The sequence below is a fragment of the Synechococcus sp. MIT S9504 genome, from assembly GCF_047497135.1.
In the GTDB taxonomy this organism is placed as follows: Bacteria; Cyanobacteriota; Cyanobacteriia; order PCC-6307; family Cyanobiaceae; genus Synechococcus_C.
Genome location: NZ_CP138942.1, coordinates 83,857 through 98,664, shown reverse-complemented (window position 1 = coordinate 98,664; position 14,808 = coordinate 83,857). Strand labels below are relative to the sequence as shown.

Genomic DNA, 14,808 nt, shown 5'->3' with positions numbered 1-14,808 from the left:
AATCAGCTCCAAGCGAGAGAAGTAAAATCATTTGCATTAAGCTCGCGGTTAATCCATTCACCAGGAACCATTTGAATGAAAGCAATAATCAAATCTGCCACTTGTTGAGCCTGATCAAACTGAAAGAAATGACGCCCTTTTTTCATACAAACATAACGATCTCCAGATTTTAGCGTTTCAGACCAGCGGTCGTGCGCATTACTGTCAACAACAAAATCAAATTCGCCATTTAAGACAAAAGTTGGGACTTCGGGAGCGTGCAAATTCTTGGTAGTTTGTTGATTAACAATAGAACCTTGAATGAATTCAGTATCTAAACACTTAGCAAGAAGGCAAGGAAGTATCTCACCAGTACGCGCATTGTTACTGAAGAAGAGCAAGGACGACAGATGACTCAAAATGGCTTGCCTCGAAATTGGCAATTGACTCCGCAGGTCCAGGTAATGAGAGGACCAGTGATTGACTGAAAGAGTATCGACAGAGAGCAATGTAAGAGATTTTACCAGGCCAGGGTACTTTTCTGCAAAAAGGCAGGCAACCGTGCCACTGATGCCGTGGCCAACCAGATGCATTGGCTCAGAAGACGCAACAAGAGTCTGTCGAAGCAAGTTCAGAACAGTGGTTACAGAACATGACTCATCCAGATCATGCTGGAAGGACCAACGCTGAACAGCGAACGACCTACTTAATAATTGGGCAACACGTTTATTGAGGCAATGCAAGGTCGGCTGCAGATCAATCCAAAGGACCTTGTCTTGAGGCATATGTTGCACCATTTCAATTATTTTGAAAGAGCACAGCACTGCCAAGACTGCACAACTAACAAGCTGTTGTATAAAATGGAGTCACAGAAAGTAGGTGATATAACTACGCCGCGGAATTAATCACAGCGATTGAGCCCTGCAAGATGCGGCGTTTTAAATGCTGAATGAGCTTTTGATCGATCTTGTCAGCAGATGCCTCAAGACAGATTAGAGACTCATAAGCACTGTCCGAAATGGAGCCAGAACAAGTTGTTTCAAGGTATAAATCAACAACCTTGGAACACGAGGAGAGCAATTCAGATTGACCGTTGAACAAAAGAGCAAGCAACAATCCTTAAGCAAAAATAAATGCACGAAGGCCGTCCAGGTCGCATCAAATGAAATACAGACACGAGTCTTATGTTGCCTTGGATCGTCCAAAAAAGACGATCACATCAGATCTTCAGAGCATAACTAGCTCGGTCAATTCATAGCCCAGGACGGCTTACTCAGAAAGAGCAGAGAGATCGTGACAATGACTCAAGCTCGTAACAAAACTGACTGAAAGAATGGCAAGTCCAAGTGTCATTGGTCTCAAACAAAAGCGCATGGCCAAGTCAAAAATGGATGGCTCAAAACAGTTCGGAGATGCAAGTCTCAAAACAAATAGACAAAAAAAGCCCCTCAGTAGAGGAGCTTTAGAGCAGAACGATTGATTAAAAATCAGTTGATTTTAGCTTTGTCCATGGATTCAAAAGCATTAACAACACTCTTGAAGTTGAAACCCATGCCTCTCAGAGCATGCCAGAGATGTCCCTGAAGGAAGAAGAAGGCAAGATAGAAATGAGTATTTGCCAGCCATGCACGAGCAGTGTGGGCATCTCCGGGGAGTGTGGAAGTATCAGTGAAATACGGGGAAAATGCAAAATTGAGCTTCAAAGGAGCTCCATACAATTCCACCGGATAGATCGTCGTGTTTTGTGCACACCAAATGGCAGTTACAAAACCCATCAATGCGATGCCTGCAAGGGAGTAGGAAAGGATCGACTCACCGTTGTAAATCAGGACTTTCTTGAAAGGACCAAAGGGGGAACTGATGATATGCCAAACGCCACCGAAAGTGAGAATGAATGCCAGAACAGCATGGCCACCCATCACATCTTCAAGACTGCTGATGGTCAGGAAGTTGGTTTGATAACCCCAGACCATTCCGAGATCGATGTTTGGTTCAACAGTGCGGACAGCTCCAAGAGAAGCATCATAAATTCCGTGAACACGAGCCCATTCGACGAATGCGATGACTCCAAGACCAAGGAAAATCAGGTGGTGACCAAGAATGAAGGTCAGCTTTTTAGGGTCGTCCCAGCTGAAATCAAACTTTTTGGCACGGCCTGTGGTCTCTGAAAGGTCCTTGGGGCAACGAAGCGTATGCCAGATACCGGCGGCGCCTAACACCGCTGATGAAACAAGGTGAGTCGCAGCAACAACGATCAGTGGCTGCTGGTCAACAATGACCCCACCATCACCAACGCCCATACCTAAACCGGCGAGGTGAGGGATGAGGATCAGGCCCTGTTCACCCATAGGTAGGGAGCCGTCGTATCGAGCGAGTTCAAAGAGAGTGAATGCTCCGGCCCAGAACATGATGAGACCGGCATGGGCAGCATGCGCAGCGATGAAAGAGCCGGAGCGCTTCGCTACTCCAGAATTTCCCGCCCACCAGTCATAAGTGACTGATGAATTTCCATACGATTGCATTGGGAAAATGAAAGGCATTCACAACCTAATAACCAATCAATTTGGTCTAATCATCCGTTAACAATAGTTTTCAACCTAAAAATTTATGAGACATGTGCAAATTTCTTTTGCAACCACCGAAAGTAGCGTATGACAACGCCTTGGCCGAAGCGGCATTGAGGTCGGGCAAAACCTTGTGAAAGGTAAATGTTGCTTGGCGGAATGCAATACGTGCTGTAAAGAACGAAAAAGGAAGGCGCCAAAAGCCCTTAAAAGCAGTCTGAGTCTAAGTTGCAGAGCAAATTTAAGATATTCAAATCAATTCAGATCATCACACAAACCAGATTAAAATTGAAGCAGGTGGGCATATCCGCAAAAAAGTCAAATCAAAAGAACAAAAGACTAACTAATGCATGCAAAATCGAGAATTATTACATAAAACTAGCTGCCTACATCGAATAAATTTCAACCTCATGCTCGCAAGCTCGAGAGACTAAGATGAAGACAAATTAATAATATTATAATCAAATCAACGGCATTGATAGCAACAAAAGAGTATGATTTAATTAAATTAGACCACCCGAAAGCCAAGCTCGCGTCACTTCAATCACCCCGAGCCAGAGCATACGATGCCGTAAAAATCAGCTCTACAGGACTCTTATCGAACATAGAGAACAAAAGATGGGCCGCAGATCTAAAGCACCAGCTCAATTGCAAAATTCATAATCTACAGAGGATTCAATCATTATTGACATGGAACCGTCACTCGGAAGCCGATAATCAAGCAATCGATAATCCGCGCATATCAGTGAGCTCGCCAAATCAGATATCAAGACGATTAGGGCCAAGCGAGGGTTGGAGAAGCAAGCGCGTGAGAATAGCCATGGCCCTCAGGCAGCAAGGTTGGACTTACAAAACAATTTCTGAGTATTTATTTGTCTCACAAAAATCAATTATGCGAGATATCAAATGCTTTGTAATCAATCCCAGAAACTTACCACGGCCCTAAAAATAATAAAACTAATAAAATAGTACTTTGATTAAAAAGCTCTATTTAATAATTCAACAACTAAAACTGTTTGGAAATGGATCGAGGAGTTGTCAGCCCGACAACTCCTTAATCCCGATGCCGGTGCCCACCTGCATCATACTCAAGTCAGCTGTTAACTGAAAGAGCAGCGATTATCCAAGTCGCCCTTTAATTGTGGTCGAGAAACCAGCGAGGATCACAACATTTTTAACGAAGCGGAGAATCATCATATCGAGCCAAGGGCGCAAGATGCTACAAGCCAGAAGAGCCTGATTAGAAAAAAGCTAATAGACGCCATATGAAGAGCTCTCAAAAAATGACTGGAGGTCAAAGCAAAAACAAAACCAAATGAATGAGTGATTCAGATGGGCAGAGTAGTTGATATTTATAAAAATTGCTTCATTTCTAGAATCACCATTGATTAGCTCGCATCATTCAAAAAAGGTTAGGGAAACGACCGTTGGGCGCGTTTGTTGAACGAACAGCACCGAGAACAACATGATCAAATCAAGGCTAGCCGAGTATCTTACGCCTCAAAAAAACGATTGGCACGTTGACGTCCGAACCTGGGTTGAATACGTCTCTTAGGGTGATCATATCAACCAGTGGTTGCTTACTACATAATGCCCCACCCCATTCAGTGAAGCATTGTATGAATCTTAATGATTAATGATCAACTGTATGCCTTAGCAATCAGTGGACCGGCCTGTTCATCAGTAAGAACTGGTGTCACTTCCCAATCAAGGCATTCTGCCCATTCAGCAGCATGTTCATAACAGGCGTCAGCGCTCTCGGCTTCGACAAGGATCCAACCCTCGACAGAACCTGGACCATGAAAACGCTTCCAGGACTTGCAAGCTGGAAAAGGTGCTCCAGTTGACAAAAATTTCTTGGCTGCGATCTCGTGATATCCGGTCTTAAAAGACCAATGCATCAAAAAAGTCATAAGAAAATCGTTGACTCGAGTAGAATCGCACAAAATCAAAGAAAAAGGAAGTGATCAAAAGTCGTGAAAAGGTACAAACGATTTATTGATTGATGTAATTCAAATAAATCAATCAACGTGGTTCTGAAAGAAACCGGTCAATAACTCAGCTAAAGTTGATTAACCAAAAATTTAGTCGATAAGCCGATCAAAGTACATTCACATCTCATACTCATTAATCGATAAATCGATCTCACTATGTGTAATCTGAAGGGGCAGATCGGGATCAGCCCAATGATGTAAAAACAAAGAAACTGATGCCAAAAGCCGGAAAAAGCTACGGCTCAACGAAGACATTAACGATAAAACATATTCACATGAAGCAGACAGAATCAATAAACTCAAGGTCAAAGTCAAGACTTGATACCGATGAGTTGACCATAGGAGCAAAGACTGGAGATCAACAATTAATTGACTAATAGCTTGGTTAACATCATGCGAGCTGCAAAAAACCTGGCAAAAGGGCAATGTAAATAAAAAATGCAGTAAATTGGTAATAATTAGCTAACTAAAAGGGGCGCAATTTCTCATTCGCAACGACAATCTCTATTATCCTTCAATACCACGCTCCAATGGAAGTATGTCATCATCAGAAGAATCTTTGGAAATTGTTGGAACCGGTATTGCGACCTTAGCTTTTGCTTTTTTAATCGTAAAGGGAGGAACTGCAAAGGATGGAATTGGTACACGTACAGAGAATTGACTAATGCCTACGGGCACGTTATTGATAGAACCAATCCTAGGTCGGTTTGGCAATACTTCCTCACCAGAAGCATCATAAATGAATGCAAAAACATCAACGTCCTTAATCAAACTTTTAGCGGTACTCTTAATCTGTCCTTTCAAGATATAACATCCAGAACGATAGCCTTTCGGCTGTTTAGAAGCAGGATCAGCAGTATCGCATTTCATGAGATCTAGTTGACTAAGCTCAAAATCAAGTGCTTGAACAGCAGTAACAGAGACTGAGAAAATCAAGAAAAAAATCAAAAAAATTGAAAAAAATTGACTTTTCAAGAAACCCATGACGGATACACTTTCAAATCAACATTGGTGCATAACAAGAGAATCGGCAACTGCAAATTAGCAAGGACATGTATCGATTGACGCACTTGGATCACACAGCGAGGAAATTCAGCATACAAAACAGTGCATACTTAAATGAAAGCAATCATATTAAGACCTTAAAGGTGGCCAACAAGAAATGAACAACAAGCTTTGCCACTAAACGATGTTTATAGTGCAACAGTGGCGCAAAACTGAGGAACAATATTGTGCCGATTCAGATTCTATTGAGTGTCAGTGATTTAGGTATTGAACTGACGATAGTTCATCATTATTGTTTTGAATAAAAGCCACGACGCTCAACACATCTCTTGAAATCTTTTGATTCGTATAGCCAAAACTTTTCTTTGTCTAGAACAAACCCCTCGCTCAAGGCAATTTGAACAACATGATCTTCGTTATTTGCCTTGCTGATTTGATGTTGAAGAGCGTCATCCTGCTTGAGGCGAGAAAGGAAAGCGCAGAGATCTTGTTCTGACTGCTGACACTTTTTCAATCTGCCCATATAAAAGGGAACAGGATCGTGATGATTCATAAAAAGGAAGGAAGCCAGCTCAAGCTACAAGCAATTAATGCCTTGGTTAGAAAAAAATAAATATCTTAAATGAAGATAAACACTGAAACTGTTGAGGTTTATTGAATAATTTGGATTTAAACCCTGATAAGATGTGTCTAAAGTCGCTAGGGAAACGAAAGTCGATTATTTTGTGTAAATCAATACTGAGTAGAGGCTGAAAGATTTAATATTAACTACTCTAACTTGAAGAAATCTGCATATTGATTCATTTCACAAGGTTGATTGTCCATCTCCTACCTCCCATTCGATCGTCCTCTGAATAACAATTTGCCAACAATTCTCCGTTAGCACTACGCACATTGCACTCAAGTCCGTCTTTGGTTGTAATGAAACTGGAAGCATTGGGACAAATAAGTTTAGAAAAATCTCTGCTCATCTCTTCAACAATCTTCCCCCAAACGAAGTCAATATTTTCATCAGAAGCCGCAATAAAGTGCATGGATACTGAGACCCTATTTAATTAACCTTAAGCAGGGTTACGAATATAGCAACGTTCAGATTTTCAGCTAGGGCGTCAATTATGCACGAGTCAACAGTTCGTTTGTGAAAAGGCTCAAGAAATAATCAAGAGGACTCATAAATACTAAAAACTGATTGCAGCCCAAAGATCAAGGAGTTCGTTTTTACTTTTTGATTCGTGATGCAACTTCCATATAGTCAAAACCATCAAAATCATTAATTTCTTGCGGCGCAAAGCCTAGTGGCTGAACGGTTTTCGCCATACTCAAGAACTCACTGATGTAACCGCGGCGGAGAGTACGCGCAGGGATGCGCTTAGGAGGAAGGTCGCTAATGATCAAAAACTCAATTGCAACTATTATAGAACTTCATGAATTCATACGAAGAATGATTTTGCACACATCGGCCTATATAAACAAACCTTTTGCCAGCGAAGCCAGTCTCAGCAGCAGACTTATGGATTGCACTGTCTAGCAAGATGTGATAAGTAGATCAAGGCACGAATCAAATATGAATAGGAAAATATCTCAAAAAATAGTCAATTACCCGAGCCTAACCAAGAAGACACTTAATCCAATGTTTTCAGGTTAATACTCCTTCTTAGACAACATCGCTCAAAGCATATCTCAGGAAATTGAATAGAGAAATCGGATTTAAAGTCATCCAAATCTCTGATATTGTCAATCGATCGGAAGATACAAAGCACTGCGATTCATAACGCCGATTAAAATCATCTCGCCGCAGAGCCTGATCTTGGCTCTGCTTAAGTTGCTTGTGCAGATTCGCCAGGTTTTCCTGATCGATAATTTCCTCATCAATCACCAAAAACCAGCGGTCATCTCCCTTAAGGACATTGACGAGAGCTTGCAGGAGGCTGCTGATCAAAGCAAGTAAATTTTGCATCTTATCCAAAAGATATCTGATCATAAGACCTGTTCTTCAGTGTCACTTGTGCCGCAGAATACATAGGCATCAAATTATCCGTTGCTAATGAGGAATGTAGTTTGATCTCATCCTGTGAACAAGCGAATCATGTTGATCTATGCAGGTATTTTCATTGCAGGTTTTCTATTCGTCTCGACAGGGCTTGCCTACGACACCTTCTAAATGATTTATGCAGCAATATGACTTGTTCTACTGGCAATCAATACAGACCATGGCTACAGCAAAAAAGCATCCTAAAAAAGAGCACATTGGAGTCATAGCGACAAATGAATAGGAGATTAAATTATCGTTTCATCGAAAAAATTTTAACTAAATAATACGATATCATTGCAACGTAGGTACAAGCATGTATCGAGTTGAACATATTGAGTGGCGTCTAAAGGTATTGTGGATTGATAAGTACCAGATTCAATCCAAGACTGTGCTTAAGAACTCATACAGACAGAAGATATATACAATATCAAATCATTCACGCCGGGCAATCAATATGAGGTCTACAATTATTGCAGGACTGTATTTGGTGATCACACTTGCAAAATCAAAGGATTGAAGGATTGACCTATGAATGATTTAGAACAACGAGACTACCCGAAAACGGTCTATGAAAATGCCTGGGAAGACCTGGATGTGATGTACGAAAGCTGGAAAACAGTGCATGGAGTAGACCGCCAATTCTGCGTCAATCTAATCCGCAAATTCGCCAACTATCTTGAAGCTGAGTGCAGCTAGTCAACGAACAATGATTCAATACAATTCATCGAAGGATAGGTTTGATTCAGATTAAAGAAGAGCCAAAAACACAAATCGATTTCAATATACGAACGCAAACAATAAAGCGTCAATTCACATTTAATTCATCGCGGAGAAACACAACCCATAAAGAATACCACTGCAAAGCAAACCTAGAGCCCAGCATATCGATCTTAGAGCCGAAATATTTCCAATGTAAGCAATAATGTAAATAGCACGAAGAATTGGATGAGCAATGGCGACAAAAATCGCAAGAGAAGAAAGAGTAATACCATTCATAACAGTAAGAATGGCAAGAAGAGCCGCCGGAGCATGAAGCGTGAATGATTCAAAACTGTTTTGCTGAGCCCAGCTGGCCCGTTTCCCCCAGGCTGGATAACGATCAAACATTGAACGTAGAGATGACAGATCACTCATCTCGAACTGAGATTGAAATCGGGTAACATAGAGAGGTGCAATACTCAAAATCACCATTACAAACGACAGCACAAGCGACCAGATGTATGGAGTGACATCGGCGTGGGTTGACAACTGTTCAAAAAACATTGGTCTAAGGAGTGGATTGATCTCATCAACATCACGATTTTAAAGAGTCATCTCCACTTGAACAAATTAATCTATTCACTCAATGAAAGAACAGAATGTGCTATCGCAGAGAAATATCCCTCAAATGGGGGATGGGACAAGCAGGCCCTCTACCAACAAATTCGGCCTGCCCACTGAAGAGGATCAACACCTAAAAATCACGCAGGCAAGTGCCAAAAGCACAAGCGAAGCATGAAATCTGGATCTTTTTTTGAACAAAAATCAAAGGAATCGTATTCCCATGGCAGAAGTGATCTAACAAGTCAAATCAATTCGAGCTAAGAAGAATTGCATTCAAGCTGCGTACTCACTAAAGTGAATTGAGATGATGTCCGGCGCGTGCTCATCAACCCAAACGAACTTCCTCTCAAGCAAGCCGCAAATCAATGCCAAGCGCTGCTGAGCAACAAAAGAGTATTGGTCTGTAGCAAAAACCGATTAACCTTAGCTGCATTATGTCTTTGCACACCAATTCTCCAATCACTGATTGGAGGGGCAACGACTGAAGATGAAGGCTTAGATTTACAGCTTAAATTTGATCCAGACATCTTGATCACAAGCGAAGATCTTGAAAAAGGCTATGGAATTCGTCTTGTGGAAAGGGTTAAACAACACAATCCAAAGATCACAACACTTATTTTTCTAGGGCGAGAAACAACCGACGTTGTTCATGAAGCCATGGATGCTGGAGCAGATGGGGTCATGTTCGTCTCATCGGTAGGATCGGGAAACGGAGACTTCATTAAGGCACTCATTACAACTAACAATGGTGGTGTGTACTACCCAAAATCAGTTCGTGCTGCAGCTACGGCCAAGGTCAAACAACCGCCTGAGCTCATTGATCCACTATCTGAACGGGAGCGTGAGGTTCTTCGCTGCATTATTCAGGGCATGAAAAATGCAGAAATTGCAGAATCATTATTCCTTTCTTCAGAAACGATCAAAAGCCACGTCAGCACAACAATCCAAAAACTAGGGGTTAGAGACAGAACTCAAGCTGCTGTGTTTGCTCTCACTCATGGTTTGGTCGACGCCGATCTTTAGATTTCAACTTGTGATAGACATGTGACAACTACAGACAAATCACCACAACAAACCATCTAAGATCATGATACTCTGAATTGAATTCTCTGGCGTTATTATAGTGTTTATACGTAGAAAAGAATCTTCCCGATCCTGTAGGGCGAAGAATTAGGTCAGAATTTTTAAAAGCTTTTTGAACAATTCTGAGACAATTGCTCTTCTGGTCATAAGAAAAGCAGTCATGCTGAAACATCCAGCACACCCGGTCCGGACTGACTCGCGGCAAAAGCATTGAACCCTTAGAGTATTTATGCTTAATTGAACCCCATGACCAGTTCCAGTCTGCTTGTTCTTTTTGTCAGTTTTTCAACTGCCTGCCTCGTGCTGAGCATTTACAAAATCAACCAGACAGCTCAATGAGTCGCCGCTGACGATTTTGCCGACGGAATTCTAGCCAGAAGATGATTCTTGGCAAGAGTCACACTCACATCACGCTCCAATTGATCAAGGGTTGTATTCCAAGTGCGATCAAAAGACTAACAATTAATCCTACAGAGGCTTTTCCGACATCACCGCCAATCACCCTCACAAGGCTTCCATGTGTCTTGTTAGTGAAAACAGTAGTTTGTTGAATCTCTCTAATGCGCAGGGCTAATTCCCGGCCTGCGAGTAATCCTAGAAACACCCAGGTTGTGCTTAGAGGGAAACTACTAACAAACGCTTCATACAGTAAACAAATTCCAAACGTGAAGTCGATAACACTGGCTGATCGCAAATCCGACGTATTTGTTTTTGAACGCAATACACCCTGAATCGGTCCCCCTCCAATCACGATGAGCATGCAAAGACCTATACAAAGAATTAGAGTACATACACACATTGAAATGAAATTGAGATGACGTGGTAGATAAACAAAGATATTCGCCATGTCCTGAACCAACCACATACTCCATAAAAAACCAGTCGAAAACCACTGGATTGCATACCAAATTTTGTTGATCTCTTTTGAATCCTGATTTCGTCGAAAAATCCATCGTTCTAAAAGCCATACTCCCAAGCCCCAGGCAGAAAGACCGAGAAAAAGTGCCATGACATACCCGGAAATGGAACTCCCTAAAAGTCTTCCAATGTTTTCAGGGACGAAAGAGGAAAGCACCAGAAATGAAGTACTCACGGGTGCACCCCAAGCTGTCAGAGCCAACACTGCAATCGGAGGAATAATGTAGGCCCAGGTGAAGGGTTCGGGCACTGGAAATGACTCAAGACGACCCCAAGCAGGTTCACCTTGATTCACCGACCAACCCAGAAAAAGTACGGCAATCGTGATACCACAAACAAAAACCATCTGAACACTCCTGGGCGTTCGCTGCCGATTCGAAGCGATATACGTGCCGAGAGTTTGCAGAGAGTCATTGGAAACAACCGAGAAGGCTGCAAGCAGAAACCCGATGATCATCCAGACATTGACATCAATCACCAACAGGACTGCTTACTGACATCGTTCAATCATCGCATCGCCCGCAAACACTACAGGCAGGGGCAAAAACACAAAACCATCAGGAGGACATTCGTCAGAGGCTGCGAAACAGCGCTTTGATGGCTGAACAACACAGCTTGCGGCAAAGTTTTTGACCTGAGTCAGTCGTTGTTCGCTATCGATGATTGGTGCCAGCTCAAGAAAGGTCTATGAGCTTCCCCGGCCACACCATAAATCGCTGTTGCCATCGACATCGTTTGGAACGAAGCAGCATCCAAGCAGTCGTGGGGCACTTCAGCAGGTCAATGAAGCAACTATGGATCAATTCCGGTGCTTGCGCATCAGGAGCAACAGTAGGCGACAACATGGAGCGCCTTTACATTTCGCAGCAAGAGGTTCAAACTTTCAACGGCAAAATCATCTTGTTCGGAATAATGGACCTGCTTGTTCTGAGGGTTAACTTTCAAGCAGCCTGCTTCACGCCCTGGCTCTACAAAAGCCAATAAGCAATTCGCTGCTCAACGGCTCGTGGCCTGCCTTAATTGCACTACTAGCACAAACAGGTTCAAGGTAATTTGGCATTGCTGTGAACCTCCAATGTAAGATCTTGCACATGCCAAGGACCATCAAGAATCCAATCAGCGCATACAAGTCGAGGGGTAGTCCTTCGGTAAGTCTTCCCCCCATTCGTTATGAGGAAGTTTATTAAATGGTGAAGGGTATACCTGCTTAACCATTTGAAAACGAGTGGGAGCTTCCGAATCATTCGGATCGTAATCAATGATCCAAAAATAATCATAGTTGTCATTCCATTTCTCTGGAACTCCCTCTAATTGGTCAATATTCAACAGCTGACGAAGAGTGACTTTCTGATCTGAATATAGCCGCTCCAATCTTGGACTAGCGATGTGGTGGTGTTCCCAGAACATCAAAACAATACGGTCGTGCCATCTGGGATTTCCGAGTACATCTGCTGCAGCTGCCTGTGTAGCGCTGTTTTTTTCTGAAATTTTTGTCATGCCATTTTCACCAGGCATTGCTGCATAAGTCTTGATTGGCAGCGTCCAGCTAACAGCAGTGTGACCTGCCGTTTCAAGCGTGTGCAGAGTGATCGCAAAAATTGCAGCAGGTGCCTGCCCTTCAAGCAGTGACTGATCCGTCGCGTTCTGGCCAAGATAATGTTGGCGTAACGCAATAGCCCGTCTCAACCCAATCCCACAAAGCGCATGAGAATTTGCCTTTTCGCCATGACGCAGAAGAATAATCCGACGAGGCACGGCCCGTACAGATGGTCCATGCAGAATGATGACAGTGCAGAGGAAAGCTGCCGCGGTCAGCATGCCTAGCCATTTAGGTCTTTTTGCACATGTCACCGATCAATCCTGTCTGGACTCCATTGGTAGCAGCGCACGAATCACCTGAGTGTGGAAGCTGGCCGACCAATGCTCAGAATCAGCCAACAAATTTGAGCCCTGAATAGCCAAAAAACCATTCAAAGCTCTCCTGAAAGACAGGAGCAGTACAACTATTTCGCAATCATCTAGTTAGCAAGCCAACGCGTGATCACCGTTCCGTCGTAAACATGGCCAGAGGCCTCAACAATGGGTTTGGTCTGTGGGTTCGTGAAAATGTCATACAGAACATTTTCCTGACCTTGAAACATCACAGTTGCCCTCTTCGGGTCCTCTTTAGAAACACCAAGATAGAAGATCTTGACACCCATTTCTGAGAACATCGCCTGTTGGTCAGGTGCTTCCATATGGTCTCTGTACTCTTCGAAGGTATTGCTGAGCTTGAAATCAAGAACAGTGGTTTCAATCATCGCCAACTAGAGAAAAGAATGATTTCACAAAGGATATTCACTTAGAGCAATGATGGCGAAAGTCGATTCAAGGGCGCAATCGTCGCACCTCGCTCGAACAGGTGTGCATTGGCCCACACACTCTGCTGTTTTTCTGGACGACAGCTAACCCTTGAAGAGTAGGCATGTGGCAGAGACAACGATGGAGAGAGGCTTGCAAACAGATCGAAAAGCTTGGCCATGTGAGCCCTCAGTGGCATTCACAGCTCAGGACATCAAGCCGACTCCAACCGGCAACTCAACCAAGTGGAAGCAGCTCTGGGCACAGTCCCAGCATGCCTATCGCGGTGGGACAGCGTTTGACAAAAGCTGAGCCATCCGTGGTTGAAATTTTGAGCTTCCCACTTGCTGCAGCATGAGGAATAATTGTTATCGCACCTTGACTGTTCCCGAGGTATTTCTAGAACTCTGAAAGAGGCACGATTCGCATGGAAATCCACACGGCCCACGCCGAACCAATTGGTGAGTTCATTCGTGAGGGACATCACAAGCCATTTCGTGCTTTGGCTTGCCCAATTGGCCCAAGCTGCAAACTTGCAGGACCTAAAGCACCGGCCCAAGAGAGCTAAGGCCGAGAGACAGACGTCACTGGCAAGTGATTCTCGAGCAATCAGTCAAAACTGATATTTCGCAGTGGCGCAAGAGAGACCCGCCATTCGACAACACAATTCAACTTGTGCACTGGTCTCAATTCAGATGCCTACATAGGCGCTGTAGCAAATTTCAAGTGAGACCACAAAAATTGAGAGCATTTCAGACTTGATCTTGCTTTTGATACGCCTGAGTGCATTCATTTTTATTCACCAATCAAAACTAATTTCAAGATAAAAAGAAAGGATTGGGAATGATGAAGCCAGCAATACCTGGATCGTTAAATTTTGGCAAAAACCGCCGAAGTCTTTCTGTTAAGTGCAGCACCATGCAATCCTCCTTATCGAGCCAGCTGGCGTTGGTTGGTTGAAAAGCAAAGGAAAGGGCTGCTCTCGATGCTTTTGGATTCATTGCGAACTGCCAGCTCAACTATCCAGAGGTAAAAAATGTATTGAGAAGCTTCAAAGACGAGAACAGAGTGTGGGAGACGCGATGATCAAGGAGCACTCAGCTTCGATTGATGGCTTCTAAGTTCTTCCACGTTCACCATGAGTTTCGGGCTGGGAAATCCCAGCAATGGTGGGAGACTGCTCAAAAAGCAATGGCACCGGGCGGAGGCTGGGATGATGCAGTCGCCAACAACTTGAAGGCTGGTTTCTATAACCACTGCTTCTGCCCTGTTGGTCCTGAAGGCCCAGCGTTCTGCATCTGGGAAGTGCGTGAAGGCATCACTGCTCAGCAGTTCCAGGATTTCATCGATGGTCCAAACGGTGTGAACTTTGGACTTGGTGCCTGGATGAATATCTGCAAAGAGATCAACGTTGAGCTGGCTGGGAATCCCCCTTACCCGCGGAAATTCTGAACACCACTGGCACATTGACCTGGATCAACCCCGGGTCAATTCATCCAAAATTCGGCTTTGGCCATCTCAAGGCGACCTGGTCGACAGGACATGCCGCCTCCTCATCGCTTCGGTCTCT

At 43.5% G+C, this 14,808-nt stretch carries 13 protein-coding genes; 2 read left to right on the top strand and 11 right to left on the bottom strand.

What is annotated here, in order from left to right:
• Nucleotides 1-2: 2 nt before the first annotated feature.
• The 7 genes from SIB58_RS00495 to SIB58_RS00465 form a co-directional block, all read right to left on the bottom strand.
• Nucleotides 3-764, bottom strand: a complete 762-nt coding sequence (locus tag SIB58_RS00495; RefSeq protein ID WP_067327075.1) for an alpha/beta fold hydrolase — start codon at nt 762-764, stop codon at nt 3-5.
• Between the two features lie 702 nt (nt 765-1,466).
• Nucleotides 1,467-2,501, bottom strand: a complete 1,035-nt coding sequence (locus SIB58_RS00490; RefSeq protein WP_066910812.1) for a chlorophyll a/b binding light-harvesting protein — start codon at nt 2,499-2,501, stop codon at nt 1,467-1,469.
• 1,682 nt (nt 2,502-4,183) lie between these two features.
• Nucleotides 4,184-4,456, bottom strand: a complete 273-nt coding sequence (locus SIB58_RS00485; protein WP_066910815.1) for a DUF3303 domain-containing protein — start codon at nt 4,454-4,456, stop codon at nt 4,184-4,186.
• Between the two features lie 588 nt (nt 4,457-5,044).
• On the bottom strand, nt 5,045-5,473 hold the full coding sequence (locus SIB58_RS00480) for a hypothetical protein (protein ID WP_414494689.1): 429 nt from the start codon (nt 5,471-5,473) through the stop codon (nt 5,045-5,047).
• Nucleotides 5,474-5,831: 358 nt separating this feature from the next.
• Entirely contained in the window at nt 5,832-6,095 is a 264-nt protein-coding gene (locus SIB58_RS00475; protein ID WP_066910821.1) for a Nif11-like leader peptide family natural product precursor, read from the bottom strand.
• Between the two features lie 1,101 nt (nt 6,096-7,196).
• Nucleotides 7,197-7,508 carry a hypothetical protein gene (locus tag SIB58_RS00470; protein ID WP_156486756.1) on the bottom strand — a complete coding sequence of 104 codons (312 nt, stop codon included), beginning with the start codon at nt 7,506-7,508 and terminating at the stop codon, nt 7,197-7,199.
• 882 nt (nt 7,509-8,390) lie between these two features.
• A complete protein-coding gene (locus tag SIB58_RS00465; protein WP_067327051.1) occupies nt 8,391-8,837 on the bottom strand; it encodes an MAPEG family protein in 447 nt (148 codons plus the stop codon).
• Nucleotides 8,838-9,215: 378 nt separating this feature from the next.
• On the opposite strand from SIB58_RS00465, the gene SIB58_RS00460 reads away from it, so the two are divergent.
• Nucleotides 9,216-9,920, top strand: coding sequence for a response regulator transcription factor (locus SIB58_RS00460; RefSeq protein WP_066910830.1), 705 nt, complete (start codon nt 9,216-9,218; stop codon nt 9,918-9,920).
• A 463-nt stretch (nt 9,921-10,383) separates the two neighbouring features.
• Here the strand turns inward: SIB58_RS00460 and SIB58_RS00455 are convergent, their stop codons facing one another.
• From SIB58_RS00455 to SIB58_RS00440, 4 genes are all read right to left on the bottom strand, one after another.
• Nucleotides 10,384-11,355, bottom strand: coding sequence for a hypothetical protein (locus SIB58_RS00455; RefSeq protein ID WP_067327076.1), 972 nt, complete (start codon nt 11,353-11,355; stop codon nt 10,384-10,386).
• Nucleotides 11,356-12,014: 659 nt separating this feature from the next.
• Complete coding sequence (locus tag SIB58_RS00450; protein WP_066910835.1) at nt 12,015-12,716, bottom strand: hypothetical protein; 702 nt, start codon at nt 12,714-12,716, stop codon at nt 12,015-12,017.
• Nucleotides 12,717-12,916: 200 nt separating this feature from the next.
• Nucleotides 12,917-13,198 carry a DUF3764 family protein gene (locus SIB58_RS00445; RefSeq protein WP_066910838.1) on the bottom strand — a complete coding sequence of 94 codons (282 nt, stop codon included), beginning with the start codon at nt 13,196-13,198 and terminating at the stop codon, nt 12,917-12,919.
• Between the two features lie 858 nt (nt 13,199-14,056).
• Nucleotides 14,057-14,257: a hypothetical protein gene (locus tag SIB58_RS00440; RefSeq protein ID WP_156486757.1), complete on the bottom strand. Its 201-nt coding sequence runs from the start codon at nt 14,255-14,257 to the stop codon at nt 14,057-14,059.
• Nucleotides 14,258-14,348: 91 nt separating this feature from the next.
• On the opposite strand from SIB58_RS00440, the gene SIB58_RS00435 reads away from it, so the two are divergent.
• Entirely contained in the window at nt 14,349-14,690 is a 342-nt protein-coding gene (locus SIB58_RS00435) for a hypothetical protein (RefSeq protein ID WP_066910841.1), read from the top strand.
• Nucleotides 14,691-14,808 lie beyond the last annotated feature (118 nt).